Below are 25,193 nucleotides of genomic sequence, written 5' to 3' on the forward strand. Positions count from 1 at the left end.
GCACGCGAACGCCGGCGCGGCGGCCAGCCGGCGCGATCGCCGCCGGGCGCCGCGTGCGGGCTGGCGGAGCTACCGCCCCTGCGTGCGTCGCGCCTGCTGCTGCTCCGCCAGCGTCAGCGCGACCTGGTCGCGCAGGTACGCCGGTTCGAGCCGGTCCGGTGCGATGCCGCCGCCGGCCGCGAATTCCGCGGCCGCCAGCCGCGCCACGTCGCCCGCGTGCGGTAGCGCAGTCGCATCGACGCTGCGCAACGCAGCCGCCAGCCGCGTGGCGAGCACGCCCTCGGCGGCCGCGAAGCCGGTCCCCACGCCGAACCAGCCCGGGGCATCGTCCGGCAACTCCACCGCCACCGGCGGTGCGACCCGCTCCGCGGCGAGCGGCGCCAGCGCGTCGCCCTGGCGACGGAAGGCACCGACGTAGACCTCGCCCATGCGGGCGTCGATCGCGGCCACGACCCGCGCATGCCCTGCGCCGGTGGGCGCCCGCATCGCCAGCGCAGCCAAGGTCGACACCGGCAGGACCGGCAGGTCGAGCGCCAGGGCGATGCCCTGCGCCAGCCCGATCCCCAGGCGCACGCCGGTGAAGGCCCCCGGCCCGCGCCCAACCGCGACCGCGTCGAGCTGCGCGCGCGCGAGCCCCGCCTCGGCCAGCAGCGCCTCCGCCCAGGGCAGCGCCAGCTCGGCGTGGCGGCGCGGGGCGAGTTCGTGGCGCTCGATCAGCCCGGCGTCGGTCCACAGCGCGACGGAACAGGCCTCGGTGGCGGTTTCGAAGGCGAGCAGGTTCATTCGGGAATCGGGAATCGGGAATCGGGAATCGGGAATCGGGAATCGGGAATCGGGAAAAGCCTAACGGCTTTCGTCGCCGGCCAGAGGATCCGGCGAGGCGCGGCTAGCCGGCCGCCTCGGCGAAGGCCGGGGTGAAGAAGGCCTGGACGTCGGCGACGTCGCGGGTGACCGGAAACGGGGGCATGGAGTCAAGGAACACGCGGCCGTAGCCCTTGCCGGTCAGGCGTGGATCGCAGAGCACCAGCACGCCGCGGTCGCGCTCGCTGCGGATCAGCCGGCCGACCCCCTGCTTGAGGGCGATCACCGCCTGCGGCAGCTGTTCGTCCGGGAACGGGTTGCCGCCGGCACGGCGGATCGCCTGCAGGCGGGCCTCGAACACCGGATCGTCGGGGGCGGCGAACGGCAGCTTGTCGATGACCACCACGCTGAGCGCGTCGCCGGCCACGTCCACGCCTTCGCGGAAACTGGCGGCCCCCAGCAGCACGCCGTTGCCGGACTCGCGGAAGCGCTGCAGCAGCACGTGGCGCGGGCCCTCGCCCTGCACGAACAGCGGCCAAGGTCCGCCGCGCAGCAGCGCCGCGGCCTCGCGCAGGGCGCGATGCGAGGCGAACAGCAGGAACGCGCGCCCGCCCGAGGCGTGCAGCACCGGCAGCACCGCCTCGACGAGCGCCGCGGTGTAGTCGCGTGCGGCGGGCTGCGGCAGCCGCGGGGGGAGGTAGCACAGCGCCTGGGCGTTCCAGTCGAACGGACTGGGCGCCAGCAGGGTGCGCGGCGCGTCAAGCCCCAGGCGGGTGGCGATGTGGCCGAAGCCTCCGCCGACCGCCAGGGTCGCCGAGGTGAACACCCAGCCCGCGCGCGACTGCTCGCGATGACTGCGCAACGGTCCCGAAACGTCCAGGGGCGTACGCTGCAGGCGAAACCCGCGGGGCGACAGTTCGTACCAGCGCACGTCGTCGGAAGGAGCGAGGGGGTCGGGCTCGTCCTCTCGCCTGGAGAATTCCGGCACCGAAGAATCGTCGGCGGAAAATGCACCCGAGCCCGTTGCTCTTTCGTCCGGCCCCGGCTCCAGTTCCCGCCACCGCCCCAGTCGCGCCGAGAATTCCAGGGTGCGGGCGTGGCAGGCATCGAGCCCTGGAGCGGCTTCGGCCAGCGGCGCCACCGCGGCGGCGAAGTCGCCCAGCACCGCGGCCAGCCGGTCGAGCGCCGCCGCCACCGCGGGCTCGTCCAGCAGGCGCTCGCGGGTGCCGCGCGCGGGCAGCGCCTCCAGGTCCGCGCGCAGCGCCCGCACCGCCTGCTCCAGCTCGCGGGCCGGTCCCTGCACCACGGCCAGCGCGCCATCCACCTGCCGGCATTCGCCCAGCGCGTCTCGCGCCAGCTCCACCAGCGGCCGGGCGCTCAAGCCCTCGCCGAAGAACTGCGCCGCCAGCTCCGGCAGCTGGTGCGCCTCGTCGACCACGAACGCCTGCGCGCCCGGCAGGATCTCGCCGAACCCCTCCTGCTTGAGCGCCAGGTCGGCCAGCAAGAGATGGTGGTTGACCACCACCAGGTCGGCGCTCTGGGCGCGCTGGCGCGCCTGCACCACGAAGCACTCGCTCCAGAACGGGCACTCGCTGCCCAGGCAGTTGTCGACGGTGGAGGTGACCATCGGGATCAGCGGCGAGTCGTCCGGCATCGCCTCCAGTTCGGCCAGGTCGCCCATGCGGGTACGCCCGCTCCAGGCCATCACGCGCTGGAACAGCGCCACCTGGTCGCGCGCGGTGAAGCGCGGCTCGCCCTTGGCCCGCTCCAGCCGGTACCGGCACAGATAGTTGGCCCGGCCCTTCAGCAGCGCGGTACGCAGCCCCGCGCCCAGCGCGTCGCGCACCCGGGGCAGGTCGCGATGGTAGAGCTGGTCCTGCAGGGCGCGGGTGCCGGTGGAGACGATGGTCTTGAGCCCCGACAGCAGTGCCGGCACCAGGTAGGCGAAGGTCTTGCCGGTCCCGGTGCCGGCCTCCGCCAGCAGCGTGCCGCGGCCCTCGAACGCCTCGGCGATGGCCGCCGACAGGGCCTGCTGCGAAGGCCGGGGGACGAATCCGGGGATTCGCCCCGCCAGCGCCCCGCCCTCGCCCAGCGCCGCGCGCGTAGCCAGCGCCAGGCCGTCAGGCTCGGCGCCCAGAGCGTCGTCCCCGGTGCTCATCGGCGCGTTGCGCACGGCGGGAGCCGGCGCGCCGCCCACTGCAGCCAGGATCGCATGCTCAGTAGCGCTCCGGGCCGGCCACCCGGCAGCCCGCGACCTGCTCGCGCGCCGAGGCGGCGCCTTCGGCGTCCCCGGCCAGCAGCCGCAGTTGCTCCAGGGTCGCCCAGTGCCGGCGGCACAGCGGACCGACCTGGGCACCGAGCGCGTAGGCGCGCTGGGCCAGCGCGTCCGCGGTGGCGAACTCACCCAGCAGCAACGCCAGTTCGGCGCGCTCCTGGAGCAGCGCCGGATCGGCATCCACGATCTCCAGGGCGCGATCGAGCGCCTCGGCCGCCGCCCGGTACTGCCCGGCCGCCTCGAGCCGGCCGGCCTGCTGGCGCAGGTCCTCCACGCGCGGATCGCGCAGCGGCTGCACCGCCAGCTCGCCCTCGCCGTCGCCGGCGGCGGCGCGGATGCTGGCGACCATGCGCGCGGCATCGGCGGGCGGCACCTCGGCGCCGCGCCACGGCTCTCGCGCCGGCCCGCCGGCACAGGCCGCCAGCACGGCGGCGGCCGCCAGCGGCAACACCCGCGCGGCGGCGCGGAATCGCGCGACGCTCATGGCTCGTCCTCCTGGGGCGGGGCCTGCTCGGGAGCAGGCTGGGGGGGCACGGGTTGCGCTTCGGGCGGGGGGTCGCGCTCGCGCTCGCCGATGCCGAACCAGCGGCGCCAGCCGCCGCGGCGTGGCGCCTGGTCACCGGCGGCGGCGGGTCCGGCCTGCTGGTCGTAGCCGCCGTCGGCGATCTCCTCCTCCCCGTAGTAGCTGCAGGGCTGGAACGGCGGCGCGAATCCAGCCACGAACGGAAACCGTCGCGCCTCCGGGCAGCCGGCTTCGGTGCTGAACCCGTGCACTACCCACTGCCAGTCGAGGCCGCCATCGCCGACCTCGAGCGGCGCGCTCGGCAGCCGCGCGAACATGTCCGACCATGCGCGCATCGCGCCGGTGGCGCCGTACAGGCCGGTGGACTCGTTCTGGTCGTTGCCGATCCACACCACCGCGAGATGGTCGCCGGTCCAGCCGGCGAACCAGCTGTCGCGGCCGTCGTTGCTGGTGCCGGTCTTGCCGGCGGGCTTGAGCCGGCCGAGGCCGTCGTTGACCAGCTGGCGGCCGGTACCCGAGGTCACCGCGTGCTGCAGGGCCAGAGTGACCAGGCGCGCGGCGACGGCGTCGCCCTCCTGGGCGGCGGCGGGGGCCTTGTCGTAGCGGTTGACCGCACGCCCCTCGGGGTCGAGCACGCCGCGGACCAGCCGCAGCGGCTGGATTTCGCCGCCGGAGGCGAGGAACTGGTACAGCTGCGCCATCGCGTACGGGCTCTGGTCGACCGACCCCAGGATCAGCGACGGATTGGCCTCGGCCTCGATCCCTGCCAGGGTGCGCAACAGGTCGGCCAGGCGCCGCGGGTCGACGTCCATGCCGATCCGCACCGTGGCCTGGTTGTACGAGCGCGCCAGGGCGTCGATCAGGCGCACGCTGCCGTGGCTGCGTCTGTCCGAATTGACCGGCGTCCAGCGCTTGCCGTCCGGCAGGGTGATGTCGACCGGAGCATCGTCGACCCAGCTCGCCAGCGAGTAGCGGGTCGGCTGCGCCAGCGCCAGCAGGTACACGAACGGCTTGAGCAGCGATCCGACCGGGCGCTGCGCCTCGATGGCGCGATTGAAGCCGTGCTCGGTCGGCTCGCGGCTGCCGACCGCGGCGATCACCTCGCCGTTGTGCACGTCGGTGAGCACCAGCCCGGCCTGCAGCGGCGGGCGCTCGTCGTTGCTGAGCGCCTCGATGGTGCGGCGCACCGCGCCCTCGGCATAGCCCTGCGCAGCGGGCGACATCGCCGTCATCACGCTGAGCCCGGCGCCCTGCAGGGCGTCGGCGGGATAGTCGCGGGCCAGCTGCCGCCGCACCAGGTCGACGTAGGCCGGGAAGCGGTTGGCCGCGAGACTGCCCGGGGTGCTGGTCACCCCCAGCGGGGCGGCGAGCGCACGCCGGTACTCGGCCTCGTCGATCAACCCGGTGCCGTGCATCTGCGCCAGGGCGAAGTCGCGACGCTCGCGGGCGCGCTCGGGATGGCGCCGCGGATCGTAGAACGACGGCCCGCGGATGATCCCCACCAGCAGCGCGATGTGCTCGGTCTCGAGGTCGGCGAGCCGGCGCCCGAACCAGAATTCGGCGCCGGCGGCGACGCCGTGGATCGCCTGCGCGCCGCGCTGCCCCAGGTACACCTGGTTGAGGTACGCCTCGAGAATGACGCCCTTGTCGTAGCGCGCCTCGATCAGCAGCGCGTAGAGGATCTCGTTGAACTTGCGGGTGTAGGTCTGTTCGCGGCCGATCCCGAGCAGCCCGGAGCGCGCCAGCTGCTGGGTCAGGGTGCTGCCGCCCTGGCGCGCCTCGCCGGCGCGCAGGTTGACCCAGACGGCGCGGATCATTCCACTCAGATCGATGCCGCGATGATGGGCGAAGTCGCGGTCCTCGACCGCCTGCAGGGCGTCGGTGAGCAACACCGGCACCTCCTCGACCCGCACCAGCCGCCGCTCCTCCTGCTTCTGCCCGTACAGGGTGGCGATGCGCGCAGGATCCAGCCGTACCCGCTCCACGGCGCGGTCCGCGGCCGGATCGCGCAGGCGCGCCACGCGCCCCCGCGACAGCGTGACCTCCACGCGTGCGGGCGCCACCGCGCCGTCGACGTCCTGGAAGCCGCGGCTGGAAATGATCCACTTGCCCTCGCCGCCGCTCCAGGTCCCCGGACGCTCGCCGTCGCCCTCGCGATAGGCGGCGGAGTCGAGCTCGGTGCGCAGCGTCTGCGCATCCATCGCCAGCCCGGGGGCCAGCTGCAGCGGCCGCGCGTACACCCGCGTCGGCACCTGCCAGCGCAGCTCGCCGAAGTGGCGGCTGACCTGCTGGTTGAGGTACAGCGTATAGGGAATCAGCAGGCCCAGGCCGAGTCCTGCCGCAGCCAGTCCCCAGGTCAGGATCCGCCGCCGCCAGTCGGGGCGCGCCGCGCCGTCGGCGGCGTCGTCTTCGTCGTAATCGATACGGGGCATTGAGCTGGGGGGCGCGCGAGGAATGCGACAATGGGCAATCCCGCGAGTCTAGCGCAGCGCCCCCGCGCGCCTCCCCCGCGGGTGGCCGACCATTCAGATTGCGAGCGACGCCGACGCCGTGCTACCCGATCCCCGCTACCACTGGCGCCGCCTCGGCTCACGCCTGCACCGGCTGCGCCTGGCCGTGCACGCGCGCGGCTGGCGCGGAGCGCTGGCGCGGCTGGCCGAGCGGCCGCCCGCCCCGGCCGATCCCGCGGCCCCGGGCAGACCGGAGCCCGCCGCGCCGCTGCCGGCCGCGGGCGACGGCCGGCGGGTGCTGCTGGTCGACGTCAGCACCCCGCGGCCGGATCGGGACTCCGGCTCGTTGCGCGCGTTCAACCTGATGCGGGTGCTGGCCGAGAGCGGCGACCGCGTCGAATTCCTCCCCGACGACCGCGTCGACGCGGGCGCCTACACCGATGCGTTGCGCCTGCTCGGGGTGGTGGTGCACACCGGGGCCGGCGCCTATCCGCACTGGTTCGCCCGGCACCTGCGCGGCTTCGATGTTCTGGTGGTGAGCCGCTATCACCTGGCCGAGTTCCTGGTACCGCTGGCGCGGCGGATCGCGCCCGGGACGCGCATCGTGCTGGACACGGTCGACCTGCACCACCTGCGCGAACGGCGCGAGGCGGACCTCGGCGGCGACCGCCGGCTCCGCCGGCTGGCCGCGATCACCCGTCGGCGCGAGCTGCGCGCGGTCGCGGAGGCGGACGTGACCTGGGTGGTCAGCCCGGTGGAAGCGGCGCTGCTGCGCGAGGCGCTGCCGCAGGCCCGGGTCGAGGTGCTGCCGAACCTGCACCAGGTCGAGGAAACGCCGGCCGGGTTCGCCGAGCGCGAGGGCCTGCTGTTCGTCGGTGGCGCACGCCATCCGCCCAACGTCGACGCGCTGCGGTGGCTGCTGGCGGAGATCTTCCCGCTGGTCCGTGCGCGCCTGCCGGACTGCGCGCTGCACGTGGTCGGGGACGGCCTGGCCGCGGCGGTGGCCGGACTGCCGCTGCCGCCGGGGGTGCGGCTGCACGGGCACGTCCCGGACCTGTCGCCGCTGCTACGCCGCTGCCGGGTGGGCCTGGCGCCGCTGCGTTTCGGCGCCGGGGTCAAGGGCAAGATCAACCTGTGCATGGCCGCCGGCATGCCGGTGGTGGCCACCGCCTGCGCCGCCGAGGGGATGCATGCGCGGGACGGGGTCGAGCTGCTGGTGGCGGACGCCGCCGCCGCGTTCGCCGAAGCGGTGGCGCGCCTGCACGGGGACGAGGCGCTGTGGACGCGGCTGGCGCGCGCCGGCACCGACAACGTCCGCAACCACTTCTCATTCGACTCCGCGCGCGCCACCATCGCCGCCTCGTTTCCCACGGCCCGATGCTGATGCGGCTGCTCCTGATCGCCTACGAATTCCCGCCCAGCCCGTCGCCGCAGTCGCTGCGCTGGACCTATCTGTGCCGGGAGCTGGCGGAGCTCGGCCACGAGGTGCACGTGCTGGCGCCCGATCTGGGTGGCGAAACGCCCGGCCTGCCTCCGCTGCCCAGCGGCGTGCGCGTGCATCGCAGCTTCCCCGGCCCGGTGCGCGGGATGCTGGCCCTGCTGCGCAAGCGCAAGCAGCGCAAGGCGGCCCGGGGCGCGGCGGGTCCCACCGGCAACGGCGACGCCGCGCGCGACGGCGCCGCGCCGTCTCCGATCCGCCCGCCGCGTAGCTGGAAACAGCGCATCTCCGAGACGGTGCAGCGGATCGCCGAATACCTGCACTACCCGGACATCCGCGGCGAGTGGCGGTACTGGGGCCGGCGCGAACTGCAGCGCCTGCTGGACACCCTGGCGCCGGACCTGGTGCTCAGCTCGCACGAACCCGCCACCTCCCTCGAGCTCGGACTGCTGGCCGCGCGCCGGGGGTTGCCCTGGGTCGCCGACCTCGGCGACCCGGTCCTGGCCGGGTACACCGCGCCGCGCTGGCGCCGCCGCGCGCACCGCCTGGAGCGCGAGGTCTGCGAGCGCGCCGACCTGGTCACCGTGACCAACCCCGCCGCGGCCGCGCTGCTGCACGAACGCCATGCCCGCAGCGGTCCGATCGCGGTGCTGCCGCAGGGCTACGACGACCGCGCCGCTGCCGCCCGCGCCGCTGACGCGACCCTGTTCGATCACGCCAGGCTCGAACTGCTGTACACCGGCAGCTTCTACAGCTTCCGGCGCATCGATGCGCTGCTGGAGGCCCTGGACCGCCATCCGCAGGCGCGCCTGAGCATCGCCGCGATCACCGTGCCGGAATCGATCCTGGCGGCGGCGAGGGGCGCACCCGAACGCATCCGCCTGCTCGGCTTCCTGCCGCACACCGCGATCCTGGCGCTGCAGCGGCAGGCCGACGTGCTGGTCAACATCGCCAACGACGACATCACCCAGATCCCGGGCAAGTTCCACGAATACCTCGGCGCCGCAAGGCCGATCCTGCATCTGGGCGACGCCGACCCGGTCGCGGAAATGGTGGTGGCGCTGCGCCGCGGCTGGAGCTGCGCGAACACCGCCGACGCGATTCACGCACGCCTGGCGGCCCTGGAGACGGCGAAGGCCGACCGGCGCCTGGACGATGGGCTCGCGCTCGGCGCCGAAGGCATCGAGCAGTACGGCTGGAGCCGGATCGCCGCGCGCCTGGATACGCTGCTGCGCGAGGTCGCAGGCCCGGCCCGGACGACCTGACCCGTGCAGGTGGCGAACCGGAAGGCGCCACGGCGCGGGCCTGGAGCACCCGGCAGCACAGGCGGCGACTCCTGGCGCCGCCGGCGGCACCGGGCGTTCGCGTGCAGGGCACGCGCCTCCTGCGGCCCGCTCCGACGGGCCTCCGGGGCCGGACCCGTCTAATCGACGCGGGCCGAGGCCCGCTCCAGCCGCGCTTCGAATTCGGCGAGCCCCGGCACCGCCGGATCGATCTCGCGCGCGGTGGCCGCGGCGTGGCGCGCGGGCTGCAGCTCGCCGGCGCCCAGGCGTTCCTCGCCGACCGCCAGCCAGCGCTGCGCCAGGCGTCGGCGGGCCAGGGCCAGGTCCTCGACCTCGTCGGCCAGCGCCACGCGCGCATCCAGGCAGGCGCGGGCGCGGCCGAGGCTGTTGCTGCGCAGCTCGCGCTCGAAGCACCCGCGCGCGACCGGCAGGAGCTTTTCGCTGGCACGGCGCACGTCGGGGTCCTCGGGAGCGATCGCGCGCGCGCCGCGCAGGTGATCGTAGGCGCTCTCGCCGGGCGGCGTCAGCAGGTCGCCGCGCGCCTCGGCGGCAGCGGCGGCGGTCAGCAGGTCGCGCACCCGCGCCGCGCGTTCGCGCGGCGATAGCCTCGGCCCGAGCCGCGCCTTCAGGCGCCGCGCCCGCTCGACGTGCCGGGCCGCCTCCAGCACCGCGGGATGCTCCGGCGCCAGGGCACCGGCGCGCTCCAGCACCGCATCGGCATCGGCGAAACGGAAATCCGCCGACAGGCGGGCGGCCCGCTGCGCCAGCGCCACCGCCACCCGGTCCAGCCCGGCCCTGGCGTCGGCCGCCTCGCGATCCATCTCCAGCAGCCGCCGGTAATGCCGTTCGGCGCGTTCCAGCCGCCCTCCCTCCAGTTCCCGGGCGGCGGCCGCGAGGGCCGCCTCGCGCTCCTCGGCCAGGCGCGCGGCAGTATCCGGCAGGTCGACATGTCCCGGATCGAAGCTCCGTGCCAGCGCCACCGCGGCGGCGGCACCGGCCAGCTCGCCACGGCGCAGCCCGGCGCGCGCCTCCTGCAGCAGCTCGCCGATGGCGTCCTCGCGCGCGCGCAGTACTTCGGCATTGCCGGAATCCAGCTCCAGGATGCGGCGGTACAGCGGCAGCGCCGCAGCGGGATCGCCGTGCAGCCGACCGGCACGGTGCGCCTGCTGCGCGCGCGCCCACAGCTGGTCCAGGCCGGCGTGCGCGGCCTCGCGCCGGCGCAGCGCATCGGCGGCGGCGGCGGACGCGTCGCGCGGCGCGTCCAGCTCGCGCGCCAGGCGCAGGGCGGCGTGGGCGTCGGCGAAGTGGTTCTGCGCGGTGGCCCGGCGGGCCCGTTCCAGCGCCGCCAGCGCCACCCGCATCAACCCTTGGCGCGCCTCGCTGCGATCCGGCTCCATCGCCAGTGCGGCCTCGTAGAGTTCGCGCGCGCCGCTGCCGTCGGCAGCGCTGAGGTGGCCGCGCTCCAGGGCTGCGCCGGCTTCCTCGCGCAGCTCCTGAGCGCGGGTCTGCGGCCACAACAGCTCGGCCAGCGGCTGCCGCACGGCGAGCAGGATCAGCAGGAGAATTCCGGCGATCGCCGCGGCCCGGCGCCAGTGGCGCCGCCATCCGGAGCGCCAGGCCGCCGCCGACCCGCGCGGCGCTGCGGGGCCGGCACCGGCGGCGGGGCTGGGATCGCGATCACGGTTCACGCGCGCAGCATAAGAGAAGCCGGTGAACGCCGCCGCACCGCCGCCACCGTAGCCGGTGGCGGCGGGCCGGCACCGGCCCGGCGCTCATTCGCGGTAGGCCCGCTCCACCCCGGCGATGCCCTCGATCCTGCCGAGCAGCCGCGAAAGCTGGCCGAAATCGCGTACCCGCAGCTGCAGCCGCAGGCGGGTGCGGCCGAGCCCGCGACCGCCGTCGCTGCTGATGCCCAGCACGTGGGCGTCCTCCTGCGCGATCAGGTTGGTCAGGTCCTTGAGCAGATGCTTGCGATCCACGCCCTCGACGGTGACGTCGGCGTCGTGGGCGCCGCCGCTGCGGCCCCATTCCACCGGCAGCACCCGCTGCGGCTGACGCGCGGCCAGCCGCTGCAGCGCCGGGCAGTCGGCGCGGTGCACGCTGACCCCGCGCGAGCGGGTGAGGTACCCGGCGATCGCCTCGCCCGGCAGCGGCCGACAGCAGCGCGCGATCTGGACCAGCAGGTTGTCGACCCCGACCACGCTGAACGCCGAACTCGGCTTGGGCGGGCGCCGCGGCGCCCGCGGGGCGGAGATCGCCGGCGGCTCCGCCTGTTCGTGCTCGAGCAGCGCGCGCGTCACCTGGTGCGGGCCCACGTCGCCCAGCGCGACCAGCACGTACAGGTCGTCCAGGCCGGCGGCGTTGAACTTGCGCAGCGCCGGCGTCGGATCCGCGTGCTGCAGCCCGAGCCGCTTGAGCTCGCGATCCAGCATGTCGCGGCCGTCCTGCAGGTTGCGGTCGCGGTCCAGCTTGTGGAACCAGGCGCGCACCTTGTCGCGCGAGCGGCCGCTGGCCAGGTAGCCGTTCGCCGCCAGCAGCCAGTCGCGACGCGGTTCGGCGGTCTTGCCGGTGAGGATCTCGACGCGGTCCCCGCTGCGCAGCCGATGGTCGAGCGGAACGATCCGCCCGTTGACCTTGGCGCCGCGGCAGCGGTGGCCGACCATGGTGTGCACGTGATAGGCGAAATCCAGCGGGGTCGCATCGCGCGGCAGGTCGATCACCTCGCCACGCGGGGTCAGGGTGTAGATGCGGTCCTCGACCAGCTCGGTGTCCAGCGCGCCCGCCAGCGCGGCTTCGTCGCCACCGTCCTGGTGCGCTTCGAGCAGGCGCCGCATCCATTCGATCTTGCGTTCCAGCGCGGCGTCGCCGCCGCCGCCCTCCTTGTATCGCCAGTGGGCGGCCACGCCCAGCTCGGCCTGCTCGTGCATGTCGAAGGTGCGGATCTGCACCTCGAGGGTCTTGCCCTCCGGGCCGATCACCGCGGTGTGCAGCGAGCGGTAGTCGTTGCGCTTTGGCCGGGCGATGTAGTCGTCGAACTCGCTCGGCACCGGCGTCCACAGCGCATGCACCACGCCCAGCGCCGCGTAGCAGGCGGGAATGTCGTGCACCAGCACCCGCACCGCGCGCAGGTCGTAGAGTTCGCCGAAGGGGATCCCCTTGCGCTGCATCTTCTTCCAGATGCTGTACAGGTGCTTGGGGCGGCCCGCCACCTCGCCGCGCACGCCCTGGGCGGCGAGCGCCTCCTCCAGGTCGCGCCCGAGCGCCTCGATGTAGCGCTCGCGGCCGGTGCGCTTGTCGTCGAGCAGACCGGCGATGCGGCGATAGGTGTCCGGTTCGAGGTAGCGGAACGCCAGGTCCTCCAGCTCCCACTTCAGTTGCCAGATGCCGAGCCGGTTGGCCAGCGGCGCGTGGATGTCGCGGGTCAGCCGCGCCAGTGCGCGCCGCTCATCGTCCGGTGCCGTCGCCGCGGCACGCATCCAGGCCAGCTGCCGCGCCAGCAGGATCGGCACCACCCGGAGGTCGCGCACGATCGCCAGCAGCAGGCGGCGCAGGCCCTCCTGATTGCCCTCGCCGTCGCGCTCGGCGTGCAGCGCCCAGACCTGCTGGGCGGCGCGCTGCCCGTCGACCAGCATCGCGACGCCGGGGTGTCGGCGTGCGAGTCCGTCTTCGACCGCCGCCCCCCACGTCGGCGCCGCGTGCAGGATCGCGGCGGTCACCACCTCGCCATCGGCCTGCAGCAGCGCCAGCGCGCGCAGCGTCTCGACCAGCAACGGCAGCGCCTGGTCCAGCCCCGGGTCCGCGACCGCCTTCGCCGCCGCCGTTTCCAGCAGCCCGTGCAGCGGTGGGGTCAGCGCCGCCGCGGCCGGCAGCGCGAGCAGGGTGTCCAGCGGGGTGCGTTGGGCGGACGCCACGGACGGTCACGGAGCGGGAATGGACCGACTACACTAATTGATGTCCGCCAACGAGGAACAGACCGATGCGCGCCTTCCGCCTCCTGACCGCCGTCCTGCTGCTGGCCTGCGCCGCCCAGGCGCTGGCGCAACAGTCCCTACGCGACCGGATGACGCCGCAGGAGTTCAGCGCCGCGGGGCTGGACAAACTGGCGCCGGAGGAGCTGGCGGCACTGGATGCCTGGCTGCAGCGCCGGGTGGGCGAGGAAACCGCGGTGGCCGCCGAGCAGGCCCGCGAGGAAGGACGCCAGGAAGTGGTCCGCAAGAATCGCGGTTTCTTCCACTTCGATTCCGAGGAACCGATCGAGGGCACCCTGCTCGGCGAGTTCACCGGCTTCCGCAAGGGAGAGCGCTACACCCTCGACAACGGACAGGTCTGGGAGCAGACCGACCCGACCAGCCTGCCGGGCGTGCGCCGGACCGATCCCAAGGTGACCATCCGCCCGGGCGTGTTCGGCGCCTGGTGGCTGCAGATCGATGGCTACAACACCCAGGCCAAGGTGCGGCGTATCGAATAGCCCATCGGACCCGCCACGTCGCGTGGCGGGCCCGCAACGTGGATCAGTACCAGGTGCAGTCTCCGGGACCGTCGCAGCGCGCGACCAGTTCCCATTCGTTCGCCAGGCACAGGTAGAGCAGGCCGCCGTTATGGCCTCCCTGGTAGTAGGTCGTGCCCTGGTTTTCGGCAGTGCAGGGAATGGGCGGGGCCGCGGAGGCGCTCCCTGCGAATCCGAGCGAAAGCGCAGCGACAGCCAGGGCGGTTTTCAGCTTCATCATGGTCTCTCCTTAGAACGCGAGCTGGGCGGCCGTCCATGCGTCCCTTCCGGCGGTGCGGGACGGCCGAAGTCGACACCGCCGCGGCACCTTTCTACTACGAAGCCCGGCATCCGGACCGCGACCCGGGTCGCGGTTCGGCGTCCGGGTCGGCATTACCCGCCCCGCAGCGCATCCAGCCGGCGCGCCAGCTTCTTCGCCGAGACGTTGCCGCGGGCCCCCAGCTCCTGCGCGTACAGCGAGACCCTCAGCTCTTCCAGGTCGCGGGCGAAGGCGCGCCATTGCGGCGCCTTCGATTCGCCCTCGACCTCGGCCTGCCGCAGCGCGGAAACGAAGGGCGCCAGTTCCAGCATCCGCTGCTGGTCGCGCAGCGGATCGCGCAGGGCGCGCTCGGCGCGCAGCTCCAGCGCCTGCAGGTAGCGGGGGGTTTCGGCCAGCAGCGGCTCCGGGACGTCGCGCAGAAACCCCGGCGGTGCCAGCGCCGACAGCTGCGCCCGCATGTCGTCGAGGTTGGCGCGCGCCCAGCCCATCAGGCCGGAGTCCAGCCTTGCGCGGATCGCCGCGACACGTTCGAGGATGTTCTCGGCCAGGCGCAGGCGGCGGGTCGATTCGGCGAACAGCGCACGTGCCACCGCATCGCGGCGCGCGGCGAACGCCCCGGCATCGCGAACCTCCCCAAGGCCTTCGGCGGCCAGCGCCAGGAAGGCCCCTTCCACCAGGTCTTCGCGCAGCAGGTCGCCACCGCGCGGTTCCGGCGCGCGCGGCGCGGCGGCTTCGATCGCGGCGTAGAGCAGCGCGGTCTTCGGCGCCACCGGCAGCTGCTTGCGCGCCTGCCGGAGCCGGGTCTCCAGCGCGATCCGCAGCAGCCGGAGCACGCCACCGGGGTGAAGCGCGTCGGCGCGCGCCGGGTCGGCGTGCACCGCCAGGCTGGCGCCGTCGCCGGCGTCGGCGAGCGCCGGATAGGCCGCCACCCCGCCGACGCCCGGCACCGAGCGCGGCACCGGCTGCTCCGGAAACTCCCTGAGGCCCTCGCGGGCCATGCCCTCGGCCGCCCGCGCCGCGAAGGCGCGCGCCGCGCGCTCGCCGAACTGCGCGCGCAGCGCGTCCAGGTCGCGCGTTTCCGCGAGCACCTGGCGGCCGTCTGCCGCCAGCAGGCGCAGGTTGATGCGCAGATGCGGTTCCAGCGCCGCACCTTCGAAGTCCGCAGCGGCCACGGCCGCCCCGGTCAGCCGCTGCAGGAAACGCGCCAGCGCGCTCTCGAACGCGTCGCTCTGCGGTTGCGGATGCGCCTCGGCGAAAGCACGGGCGAAATCCGGGACCGGTACGAAGTTGCGGCGCAGCACCTTGGGCAGGGAACGGATCAGCGCCGTCGCCTTCTCCTCGAAGAAACCCGGCGCCAGCCAGCCCAGCCGAACCGGGTCGAGGGCGTTGAGCAGGTGCAGCGGCACGCTCACGGTCATGCCGTCGTCGGGCGCGCCCGGCTCGAAACGGTAGCGCACCGCCAACCGCGCCTCGCCAAGTGCGAGCACGGGCGGGAACCGCGCCGCGTCGCTCTCGTCGCCCACCAGCAGCTCGTCGCGGCTCCACTCCAGCGCGCGCCGCTCCGATTCGGGCGCCTTCGCGATCCAGGCGTCCAGCGTACGCGCATCGACGATCTGCGCCGGAATCCGGGCGTCGTACCACTGCGCCATCCACTCCTCGTCGACCACCAGGCCGGCCCGCCGCTGCTTGGCCTCCTCCTCGCGCGCCCGTTCCAGGGTGGCGAGGTTGCGGGCCAGGAACGGACTGCGCAGATTGATCTCGCCGGCCACCAGCCCGTCGCGCAGGAACAGTTCGCGCGCTTCGCGCGGGTAGAGGCGCCCGTAATCGACCGGGCGCTTCGGCGCCAGGACCAGCCCGAACAAGCCGACCTGCTCGCTGCCCAGCACCCGCCCCTGCGCGCGCGACCAGCGCGGATCGTGATGGCGCCGGGCCAGCAGGTGGCCCAGCTCGGCGATCACCCAGTCCGGCTCGATCGCGGCGTTGGTCAGCGCCCACACCCGCTCGGTGTCGAGCAGCGTCGCCGCGAGCACCCACGGCGGCGGCTTGCGCGCCAGTGCCGAGCCCGGAAACAGCTGGAACCGGCGCCCGCGCGGGCCCTCGTAGAGGTTGCGATCGCCGCGCTGGCCGATCTGGGTGGGCAGCCCGGCGATCAGGGCGCGGTGCAGCGTCGCATAGGGGTGACGGCCCTTGCCCGGCGCCTGCGGGGCGGCGCCGGCCCGCCGGGGCCGCCCTGCCGCGACCTTCGCATCCCCCGGGTCGCCGGCTCCGGCCTCGGCGTCCGCGAGCGCGAGGGGTTCGTCGAGGCCGGCGACCGCCCAGCCGAGCGCCTCGCACTGCAGCTTGAGCTGGCGGTGCAGCTCGCGCCACTCGCGCATCCGCAGGAAGCCGAGGAAATGCCGATCGCACCAGCGCCGCAATTGTGATTGGGTGGAGTCCTCGTGGGCCTCGCGGTAGGCGTCCCAGAGCCGGAGGATGCCGACGAACTCCGACTTCGGATCGGCGAACAGCGCGTGCGCATTGTCGGCCGCGGCGCGCTGCTCGGCGGGGCGCTCGCGGGGATCCTGGATGCCGAGGAAGGCGGCGATCGCCAGCATCTCGCGCAGGCAGCCGTGCTCGCGGGCGGCGACCAGCATCCGCGCCAGCTTCACGTCCACGGGCAACCGGGCCATGCTGCGGCCGGTGGCGGTGAGCCGGCGCTGGTCGTCGACCGCGCCGAGTTCGGCGAGCTGCTGCCAGCCGTCGGCCACCGCGCGCGGATCGGGCGGTTCCACGAACGGAAACCGCTCGATCTCGCCCAGCCCGAGCGCCAGCATCCGCAGGATCACCCCGGCCAGGGCGGCGCGGCGGATCTCGGGGTCGGTGTACGGCGCCCGGGCCTGGAAGTCCGCCTCGGAATAGATCCGGTAGCAGATGCCGGGCGCGATCCGGCCGCAACGGCCCTTGCGCTGGTCGGCGCTGGCCTGCGAGACCGGTTCCACGTGCAGCCGGTCGAGCTTCTGCCGTGGGCTGTAGCGCTTGACCCTCGCCACGCCCGGGTCGACCACGTAGTGGATGCGCGGCACCGTCAGCGAGGTCTCGGCGACGTTGGTGGCGAGGACGATGCGCCGCTGCGGACCGGGGTCGAACACCCGGTCCTGGCCGCGCGCCGAGAGCCGCGCGTACAGCGGCAGCACCTCGGTGTGGCGGTACCGGCGCGCCTCCAGCGCGCGGTGGGCGTCGCGGATCTCGCGCTCGCCCGGCAGGAACACCAGGGTGTCGCCGCCGCCCGGCTCGCGCGCGATCTCGTCGCACGCGGCGACGATGCCGTCGAGCAGCGAAAGGGACTCGGAGTCATCTTCTCCAGGAGATCCCCGGCGTTCGGCCGCCGGCGAGGGAGAACGCGGTTCTGACCCCGGTTCTCCCCCCAACGGCCGGTACCGCACCTCCACCGGATACCCCCGGCCCTCCACGCTCACCACCGGCGCGCCGCGGAAATGCGCCGCGAAGCGAGCGGTATCGATGGTGGCGGAAGTCACGATCACGCGGAGGTCGCTGCGCTTCTCCAGCAGCTGCTTCAGGTACCCCAGCAGGAAATCGATGTTGAGGCTGCGCTCGTGGGCCTCGTCGACGATGATGGTGTCGTAGGCCGAGAGCCAGCGGTCCGAGCCGATCTCGGCCAGCAGGATGCCGTCGGTCATGAACTTGATCGCGGTGCGCTCGCCGGCGCGGTCGCTGAAGCGCACCTGGTAGCCCACCACTCCGCCCAGCGGCACCCGCAGCTCCTCGGCCACCCGCCGCGCCACCGCGCGCGCGGCGATGCGCCGCGGCTGGGTGCAGCCGATCGTGCCGGCGGCGCCGCGCCCGGCCTGCAGGCACAGCTTGGGCAACTGGGTGGTCTTGCCGGAGCCGGTCTCGCCGGCGACCACCACCACCGGGTGCTCCCGGATCAGCCCGACGATCCGCCCGGCCTCGCCGGCGATCGGCAGCGATCCCTCGACCGGCGCATCCGGCAGCGCCGCGGCGCGCGCCCCGCGGGCGGCCCGCGAGGCCTCCAGCGCCTCCTCGAACCGGGTCCGCGCCGCTTCACTGCCGGGCGCCGCGCGCCAGCGCGACCATAGCCCGTGGAGCCGCCCGCGGTCGCGCGACAGGCCCGCGTCGATCGCGCTGCGCGCGCGCTTCAACGTCTCGCTCACCGCCTTGGCGCCGGGATTCTCCATTCGCTTGCAAAACCTTCCGGGAAGTCACATATCCAGAACGCGGACCGCCGTATTGTGGCGGCAAATCCATCCCCACCGGAGCCCTGAAGATGGCAAAGACCAAGACCGCCGGATCGAAGAAGAACTCCCCGAAGAAGAACGCCCCCAGCGCCCGGGACGCCACCCCGGCCGTGGCGTCCCCCGGCCCGAGCTCCAGCGCGCCGGCCATCGATATCGGGATCGGAGACAAGGATCGCAAGCGGATCGCCCAGCACCTGTCCGCCTTCCTGGCCGACGCCTACACGCTGTACCTGAAGACCCACAACTTCCACTGGAACGTCACCGGGCCGATGTTCAACGCCCTGCACGCGATGTTCGAGACCCAGTACACCGAGCAGTGGAACGCCCTGGACGACATCGCCGAGCGGATCCGCGCTCTGGGCTACAATGCCCCGGGGTCGTACGCCGAGTTCATCGAGCTGTCCTCGATCAAGGAGGAGCCGGGCCTGGAGAAGGCGCCGGAATGGCGCGAGATGGTCCGCCAGCTGGTGATCGGCAACGAAGCCGTCTGCCGCACCGCGCGCAAGGCGCTGGACGTGGCCGACGACGCCGACGACGAGCCCACCGAGGACCTGCTGATCCAGCGCCTGCAGACCCACGAGAAGAACGCGTGGATGCTGCGCTCGCTGCTGCAGTGAAGCCCCCACGCCGCTCGTCCGGCGAGCGCGGGTTTCGCGTTGCGAAACCCGCCCACCGGGCTCCGCGGTTCCGGTCCTCGCGCCTTCCGCGCGCCGCCTTGCCGAGGGGGCTCCGCTCCGGAGCCGTGCGAACGAGCTAGCGATCCGGGAACCCGGCACCCGGCGACGGCGCGGCGTCTTCCCAGGCGCGCCGGAGGCATTCCCCGATAGGCCGCGACCGGCATCGCCGGTATCCTTGCGCCATGCCATCCCCCCAGGACCCACGTGCGCTGGAGGCGCTGCAGCGCGTCTTCGGCCACGCCGCGTTCCGCGGCGCGCAGGCCGCCATCGTCGAGCATGTCGCCGCCGGCAACGACGCCCTGGTACTGATGCCCACCGGCGGCGGCAAGTCGTTGTGCTACCAGCTGCCGGCGCTGCTGCGCGAGGGCGTGGCCATCGTGGTCTCGCCGTTGATCGCGCTGATGCAGGACCAGGTGGAGGCGCTGCGCCAGCTCGGCGTGAATGCGGCGTTCCTCAACTCCACCCTCGACGCCGCGGCCGCCCAGGCGATCGAGCGCCAGCTGCTGGCCGGCGACCTGGACCTGCTCTACGTCGCCCCGGAGCGCCTGCTCACCCCGCGGTTCCTGTCGCTGCTCGAGCGCGCGCCGCTGGCGCTGTTCGCGATCGACGAGGCCCACTGCGTCTCGCAGTGGGGCCATGACTTCCGCCGCGAATACCGCGAGCTGACGATCCTGCACGAGCGCTGGCCGCAGGTGCCGCGGATCGCCCTGACCGCGACCGCCGACCCGCCCACCCAGCGCGAGATCGCCGAGCGCCTGCAGCTGGAGGACGCGCGCCGCTTCGTCAGCTCCTTCGACCGCGCCAACATCCGCTACACGGTGGTGGAGAAGGAGAACGCGAAACGCCAGCTGCTGGAGTTCCTGAAGGCGCACACCGGCGAAGCCGGCATCGTCTACTGCCTGTCGCGGCGCAAGGTCGAGGAGACGGCGCAATTCCTGGCCGGGCACGGCATCGACGCGGTGCCCTACCACGCCGGCATGGATGCCGAGCTGCGCGCCGCCAACCAGCGCCGGTTCCTGCGCGCCGAGGGCGTGGTGGTGGTGGCGACCATCGCCTTCGGGATGGGCATCGACAAGCCGGACGTGCGCTTCGTCGCCCACGTCGACCTGCCCAAGTCGATCGAGGGCTACTACCAGGAAACCGGCCGCGCCGGCCGCGACGGCGAGCCGGCCGACGCCTGGATGTGCTACGGCCTCGGCGACCTGGTACTGCTGCGGCAGATGATCGAGCAGTCCGAATCCGGCGACGAGCGCAAGCGCCTGGAGCACCGCAAGCTCGACGCCCTGGTCGGATACTGCGAGTCGATGCGCTGCCGGCGCCGGGTGCTGCTGGCCAACTTCGGCGAGGACTACGTGCCGGCCGAAGGCGAAGGCTGCGGCAATTGCGACAACTGCCTGCAGCCTCCGCAGGCCTGGGACGCCACCGAGGCGGCGCAGAAGGCGCTCAGCTGCGTGTACCGCAGCGGCCAGCGCTTCGGCGCCGCGCACGTGATCGACATCCTGCGCGGCAGCGACAGCGAGAAGGTCCGCCAGTTCGGCCACGACCGTCTCAGCACCCATGGCGTCGGCACCGATCTCGACGCCCGCACCTGGCGCGGCGTGTTCCGCCAGCTGGTCGCGCACGGGCTGCTGGAGGTCGACGCGGAGGGCTACGGCGGCCTGCGCCTGACCGCCGCCAGCCGCGCGGTGCTCAAGGGCGAGCAGCGGGTGCTGCTGCGGAGGATCTCCGCGCGCCGCGAACGCGAGCGCAGCGTGCGCGGCGCCGCCCCGGCGGCCGACCTGGCCGCAGCCGACCAGCCGCTGTTCGAGGCCCTGCGCGAGCTGCGCGCGCGGCTGGCGCGCGAGCAGAACGTGCCGGCCTACGTGATCTTCCACGACAGCACCCTGCGCCAGATCGCCGCGCGCCGCCCCGCCAACGAGGACGAACTCGCCGGGATCGGCGGGATCGGCGCCGGCAAGCTGGCGCGCTATGGCGTGGCGGTACTGGAGACGGTGTCCGGATCCGGCTGAGCCCGCGCCGGCGGCGCGGGCCGGGCGCCTACGCCGGAACCGCGGGCGCCGCCGGCTCGCGAAGCAGCGCGCGGCGGGCCTGCACCGTCTGCTCGGCATCGAGCGCATGCAGCGGCTGCAGCTCTCCGGCCACCAGCGCCGCCAGCGGCACGCCGTCGCGGTACAGCACCCTGGCCCCCGGCAGCCGCGGCACCTTCGCGCCCGGCAGCAGGGTGCCGGTGAGGTTGAGCGGATCGCACGCGGCGACGCAGACCAGCGCGCCGTCGTCCGGGCGCCGGCGCACCTTGCGCAGCAGGCCCACCGCCTCGGCCAGCGCGAACTGCTCGCCGGACAGGCCGGCGATGAAGCGGCCGCCGCGGATCTCGCCGCGCGCCTCGAGGCGCCGGTACACCCGCGAGAGTTCGCGCCACGGCGGCAGCCAGGCGGCCTCGCGCTCGAGCACCCGCCAGCACACCACGCCGTAGCGGCGCAGCAGCACCCGGGCCACGTGTTCCAGCGCCTCGGCGTCGCCACCTGCCGTCGCCGGGGGCCGGCGCACCGGCGCCCAGCGCCCGGCATCGGCGATGCCGGTCAGCAGCGGGCGCCGCCGCCGGCCGCGCGCCGGAGCGCGCTTCGCGGCCGGTACCAGCAGCGCGCGCAGGCCGGCGAAACTGTCGCAGTGCGCATGCCCCCGCGCCACCAGCTCGGCCAGCGCATCCTCCAGCTCGGTGCGCAGCAGCCCGGTGGCGTCGGCGATCTCGTCGAAGAACGATGCGCCGTGCGTGTCCAGGTGCGCGGCGAGGCGCCGCGCGCGCGAGGACAACGCCGCGGGGTCGGCCACCGGCGGCGCCAGCCGCGCCCAGTGGGCGGCGCTGCGCCGCGGCAGCAGCACCACCGGCGTCGCCCGCACCGATCCGGAGCCGCGCCCCGCGCCCGGCTCGGCCTCGTGCGCGCGCAGCCGGGTCCACAGGGTGCGCCCGGCGGTGCACTGTTCGTCGAGCCAGCCCGGCGAGTATCCGGCCACCCGCGCCGGCAGCAGTTCGGCCTCCCACGCGGCGGCGGGCGCCTCGAAGCCCTCCAGCTGCGACAGCACCCCGGCCAGGGCCTCGGCGCCGGCCGCGCGCACGGTGCCCGACACCCGCTGCCAATCGAACAGGAAGCGCAGGAAGTCGCGCGCCGGCACCGGCTCGATCTCGCGTCGCAACCGGCCCAGGGTGTAGCGATGGATGCGCGCCAGCAGGTGGCGTTCGCACCATTCGATCGCCTCCGCGCCGGAAGTGAAGCGGCCCTGCATCGCGTAGCCGTCCTGCTGCAGTCGCAGCAGCGCGGCCTCGGCCTGCGCCGGCGACAACCCCAGCGCGTGCGCCAGTTCCGCCGCAGGGGTCGGTCCCAGCCCGGACAGGCGCGAACGCAGCAGTTCGGCCGCCGCGTCCTCCGGCGTCCAGGCCACGCCCGCGTACTCGTCCGGCACCCGGATCCGCGGCTGCAGCGCCGCGCCGGGCTGCAGCGCCAGCAATTGCGGCAGGCGCTCGGCCGCGACCCAGCAGCCAGGCGCCGCCGCGGCGGGCGACTGCTCCGGGACGGCGGCTTCGCCGCCGCCGGCCACGGCAGCCTGGCCCGGCCGGTCGCCACCCGCCCGCAGCACCAGGGTGGCGCGCCCGCCGTCGGCCAGCGCCTCCAGCATGGCGCGCCACGCAGGGTCGCGACGGGCCTCCGCCGCGGTGACGCAGCCCAGACCCATCAGTGCATCGTGCATTTCGTCCGCGCTGCGCACCTCGGGCCATGCCTGGGCGCGGACCTCGGCGATCGCCTCGGGGTCGAGCCGGCCCAGGTCGTCGGCGGATTCCGGATCGGCGTAGCGGCGCGCCTGCACCGCCTGGGTGCGGCGCTCCTCCAGCGGGGCGTCGTCCAGGAAGGCGTAGGGCCGGGCGTTGATCGCCTCGGCGGCCAGCGGCGAAGGCGCGGTGAGGTCGCGCGCCAGCACCTCCACCGCACCGGCCTCGATGCGCCCCAGCAGCCGCAGCCAGCCTTCGCTGTCCATCGCCTCGTCGAGGCAGTCGCGCAGGGTCTGCGCCACCAGCGGATGGTCCGGCACCTCGCGCTCGCCGACGATGTTCTCCAGGCACGCCACCTGGTCGGGAAACACCGTGGCCAGCAGATCCTCGGAGCGCATCCGCTGCAGCTGCGGCGCCACCTTGCGTCCGCCCGAGAAGCGCGGCAGCGCCAGCGCGGTGGTGGCGTTCCAGCGCCAGCGCACCCCGAACAGCGGCGCATCCAGCAACGCCTGCACCAGCACGTCGCGGGCGGAGGCCGAATGCAGGTACTGCGCCACCTCGATCAGCGGGAAACTGTGGCTGGTCGAGAGCGACAGCACGATCGCGTCCTCGGTGGCGGCGGCCTGCAGTTCGAAATTGAACTTGCGGCAGAAGCGCTTGCGCAGCGCCAGGCCCCAGGCGCGGTTGAGGCGGCTGCCGAACGGCGCGTGGATCACCAGCTGGGTGCCGCCGGATTCGTCGAAGAAGCGCTCCAGCACGATCCGCGACTGGGTCGGCAGCGCGCCGAGCGCGGCCTGCGCACTGGCCAGGTAGCCGGCGAGCTGGTGCGCGGCCTCGTCGTCGAGCCCGAGCTCGCCCTGCAGCCAGGCGATGGCGAACGCAGTGTCCCGCGCCGGGGACTGCTCCCCCCGTGCCGCTCCGCCGCCCGTGCCGCGAGAGTCCGGCTCCGGCCGCGGCCCCAGGCGCGACCCGACCTCTTCGCGCAGCCGCGCCACCCCGGCCGACAGTTCGTCGCTGCGCCCCGGCGCCTCGCCGAGCCAGAACGGGATGCTCGGCGGCAGCCCCTGCGCGTCCTCCACCCGCACCCGGCCGGGCTCGACGCGGAGGATCCGGTAGCTGGCGTTGCCGAGCTGGAAGACGTCGCCGGCCATGCTCTCGACCGCGAAATCCTCGTTGACGGTGCCGATGTTGCTGGCCTCGGGCTCCAGCACCACCGCGTAGTCGCCGGTGTCGGGAATCGTGCCGCCGGACATCACCGCGGTCATCCGAGCGCCCTTGCGGCCGCGCAGCCGGCGGTTGACCGCGTCGCGGTGCAGGTAGCCGGCGCGCGGGCCGCGGCGGTCGGCGTAGCCGCCGGCCAGCATCCGCACCACCGCGTCGTAGTCGGCGCGCGCCAGGCGCGCGTAGGGCCAGGCGCGCCGCAGCATGTCGTACAGGGCGTCCTCGTCCCAGTCGCGGCAGGCGGTCTCGGCGACGATCTGCTGGGCCAGCACGTCGAGCGGCGCGGGCGGGATCCGCAACGCGTCGAGCTCGCCGCGGCGCACGCAGTCGAGCAGCGCCGCGCATTCGACCAGCTCGTCGCGGGTGGCGGGAAACAGGCGCGCCTTGGGCACGCCGCCCACGGAGTGCCCGGAGCGCCCCGCGCGCTGCAGGAACGCGGCGATCGAGCGCGGCGAGCCGAGCTGGCAGACCAGATCGACGTCGCCGATGTCGATGCCGAGTTCCAGCGAGGCGGTCGCCACCAGCAGCTTCAGTTCGCCGCGCTTGAGCCGCTGCTCGGCATCGAGCCGGTGTTCGCGCGCCATGCTGCCGTGGTGCGCGGCGACTCGCTCGCGCCCCAGCAGTTCGCCCAGGTGGCGCGCGGCGCGCTCGGCCATGCGCCGGGTGTTGACGAAGACCAGGGTGGTGCGGTGCGCGTCGGCGAGCGCGGCGATGCGCCGGTACACCTGCTCCCACTGGTCGCTGGACATCACCGCCGACAGCGGCGTCGGCGGCAGCTCCAGCGCGAGGTCGCGGCGGCGCTGGTAGCCGATGTCGACGATCGCGCAGTCCGCCGCTGGCTGCATGGCGGCATCGTTCCGATCGACAGGCGCGCGCACCCCGTCGCCCGCGCCGGGAACCGGTGCGCCCCCGGTCCCCACCAGGAACCGCGCCACCTCCGCGATCGGCTTCTGGGTCGCCGACAGCCCGACCCGCACCAGCGGCCGCGCGCACAGCGCCTGCAGCCGCTCCAGCGACAGCGCCAGATGGCTGCCGCGCTTGTCGTCGGCGACCGCGTGGATCTCGTCGACGATCACCGTGCGCACGGTACCCAGCATCGCGCGCCCGGACTGGGAGCCCAGCAGCACGTACAGCGATTCGGGCGTGGTCACCAGGATGTGCGGGGGCCGCCGGCGCATGCCGGCGCGCTCGGACTGCGGGGTGTCGCCGGTGCGCACCGCGGTGCGGATCTCCACGTCGGCCAGCCCCATCTCCGTCAGCTCGGCGCGGATGCCGGCCAGCGGCGCTTCCAGGTTCACGTGGATGTCGTTGGAGAGCGCCTTGAGGGGCGAGACGTAGACCACCGCGGTCGCATCGGGCAGGCCGCCGCCCGCCAGCCCCTCGCGCACCAGCCCGTCGATCGCCGCCAGGAACGCGGTCAGGGTCTTGCCCGAGCCGGTCGGCGCGGCCACCAGGGTGTTGCGGCCGGCGGCGATCGCCGGCCACGCCGCCTCCTGCGCCGGCGTCGGCGCGGGAAACGCGGCGCGGAACCATTGCGCGACGGCGGGATGGAAGGCGTCGAGGGGCATCGGGGGACCGGGGGGGTTCCGGGGAGCGCCGGCGGGATGGCGGCGCCGGTGCTTCGGAGCGGGCGGGTTCCGGCCAATATGCGCCCGCGCCGGGCCGGATTCAACGCCGCGCGGCCAGGCGCGGCCTGCTCCGCGGCCGCACGGGTGCGCATCACGGCGCGCCACACCCGCG

Annotated in this window: 14 protein-coding genes; 5 read left to right on the forward strand and 9 right to left on the reverse strand. The window is 74.3% G+C overall.

Features of this window, described 5'->3' with window-relative positions; genetic code table 11:
• Positions 1 to 69: 69 nt before the first annotated feature.
• The 4 genes from tsaB to mrcB all read right to left on the reverse strand — a co-directional run bounded on the left by tsaB (position 70) and on the right by mrcB (position 6,031).
• The gene (gene tsaB, locus QFW77_RS04300; protein ID WP_280573065.1) at positions 70 to 783 is read right to left on the reverse strand and encodes a tRNA (adenosine(37)-N6)-threonylcarbamoyltransferase complex dimerization subunit type 1 TsaB; all 714 of its coding nucleotides are present in this window, start codon (positions 781 to 783) and stop codon (positions 70 to 72) included.
• Between the two features lie 103 nt (positions 784 to 886).
• Positions 887 to 2,959: a DNA repair helicase YoaA gene (yoaA, locus tag QFW77_RS04305; protein ID WP_280573066.1), complete on the reverse strand. Its 2,073-nt coding sequence runs from the start codon at positions 2,957 to 2,959 to the stop codon at positions 887 to 889.
• 58 nt (positions 2,960 to 3,017) lie between these two features.
• A complete protein-coding gene (locus QFW77_RS04310) occupies positions 3,018 to 3,560 on the reverse strand; it encodes a tetratricopeptide repeat protein (protein ID WP_280573067.1) in 543 nt (180 codons plus the stop codon).
• Positions 3,557 to 6,031: a penicillin-binding protein 1B gene (mrcB, locus tag QFW77_RS04315; RefSeq protein WP_280573068.1), complete on the reverse strand. Its 2,475-nt coding sequence runs from the start codon at positions 6,029 to 6,031 to the stop codon at positions 3,557 to 3,559. Before mrcB ends, QFW77_RS04310 begins: the two co-directional genes overlap by 4 nt.
• A 118-nt stretch (positions 6,032 to 6,149) precedes the next feature.
• Here mrcB and QFW77_RS04320 point away from each other — a divergent pair, with 118 nt between their 5' ends.
• Both QFW77_RS04320 and QFW77_RS04325 read left to right on the forward strand, forming a co-directional pair.
• A complete protein-coding gene (locus tag QFW77_RS04320; RefSeq protein ID WP_280573069.1) occupies positions 6,150 to 7,433 on the forward strand; it encodes a glycosyltransferase in 1,284 nt (427 codons plus the stop codon).
• Positions 7,433 to 8,752 (forward strand): glycosyltransferase, encoded by a 1,320-nt coding sequence (locus tag QFW77_RS04325; RefSeq protein ID WP_280573070.1) that lies wholly within the window; start codon positions 7,433 to 7,435, stop codon positions 8,750 to 8,752. The genes QFW77_RS04320 and QFW77_RS04325 overlap by 1 nt, the downstream gene beginning before the upstream one ends.
• A 158-nt stretch (positions 8,753 to 8,910) precedes the next feature.
• On the opposite strand, the gene QFW77_RS04330 is transcribed toward QFW77_RS04325, so the two are convergent.
• Together QFW77_RS04330 and QFW77_RS04335 are read right to left on the reverse strand one after the other, a co-directional pair.
• Positions 8,911 to 10,458 carry a hypothetical protein gene (locus tag QFW77_RS04330; RefSeq protein ID WP_280573071.1) on the reverse strand — a complete coding sequence of 516 codons (1,548 nt, stop codon included), beginning with the start codon at positions 10,456 to 10,458 and terminating at the stop codon, positions 8,911 to 8,913.
• Positions 10,459 to 10,542: 84 nt separating this feature from the next.
• Positions 10,543 to 12,681 carry a RelA/SpoT family protein gene (locus QFW77_RS04335; RefSeq protein ID WP_280573072.1) on the reverse strand — a complete coding sequence of 713 codons (2,139 nt, stop codon included), beginning with the start codon at positions 12,679 to 12,681 and terminating at the stop codon, positions 10,543 to 10,545.
• A gap of 65 nt (positions 12,682 to 12,746) precedes the next feature.
• Here QFW77_RS04335 and QFW77_RS04340 point away from each other — a divergent pair, with 65 nt between their 5' ends.
• Positions 12,747 to 13,238, forward strand: coding sequence for a hypothetical protein (locus tag QFW77_RS04340; protein WP_280573073.1), 492 nt, complete (start codon positions 12,747 to 12,749; stop codon positions 13,236 to 13,238).
• Between the two features lie 43 nt (positions 13,239 to 13,281).
• On the opposite strand, the gene QFW77_RS04345 is transcribed toward QFW77_RS04340, so the two are convergent.
• On the reverse strand, positions 13,282 to 13,497 hold the full coding sequence (locus QFW77_RS04345) for a hypothetical protein (RefSeq protein WP_280573074.1): 216 nt from the start codon (positions 13,495 to 13,497) through the stop codon (positions 13,282 to 13,284).
• 152 nt (positions 13,498 to 13,649) lie between these two features.
• Complete coding sequence (hrpA, locus tag QFW77_RS04350; RefSeq protein ID WP_280573076.1) at positions 13,650 to 17,732, reverse strand: ATP-dependent RNA helicase HrpA; 4,083 nt, start codon at positions 17,730 to 17,732, stop codon at positions 13,650 to 13,652.
• 89 nt (positions 17,733 to 17,821) lie between these two features.
• Here hrpA and QFW77_RS04355 point away from each other — a divergent pair, with 89 nt between their 5' ends.
• Positions 17,822 to 18,409, forward strand: coding sequence for a Dps family protein (locus tag QFW77_RS04355; RefSeq protein WP_280573077.1), 588 nt, complete (start codon positions 17,822 to 17,824; stop codon positions 18,407 to 18,409).
• A gap of 242 nt (positions 18,410 to 18,651) precedes the next feature.
• Complete coding sequence (gene recQ, locus QFW77_RS04360; RefSeq protein WP_280573078.1) at positions 18,652 to 20,478, forward strand: DNA helicase RecQ; 1,827 nt, start codon at positions 18,652 to 18,654, stop codon at positions 20,476 to 20,478.
• Positions 20,479 to 20,506: 28 nt separating this feature from the next.
• Here the strand turns inward: recQ and QFW77_RS04365 are convergent, their stop codons facing one another.
• Positions 20,507 to 25,021 carry a DEAD/DEAH box helicase gene (locus QFW77_RS04365; RefSeq protein ID WP_280573079.1) on the reverse strand — a complete coding sequence of 1,505 codons (4,515 nt, stop codon included), beginning with the start codon at positions 25,019 to 25,021 and terminating at the stop codon, positions 20,507 to 20,509.
• Positions 25,022 to 25,193 lie beyond the last annotated feature (172 nt).

The sequence above is a fragment of the Luteimonas endophytica genome (assembly GCF_029887875.1).
Taxonomy (GTDB): domain Bacteria; phylum Pseudomonadota; class Gammaproteobacteria; order Xanthomonadales; family Xanthomonadaceae; genus Luteimonas; species Luteimonas endophytica.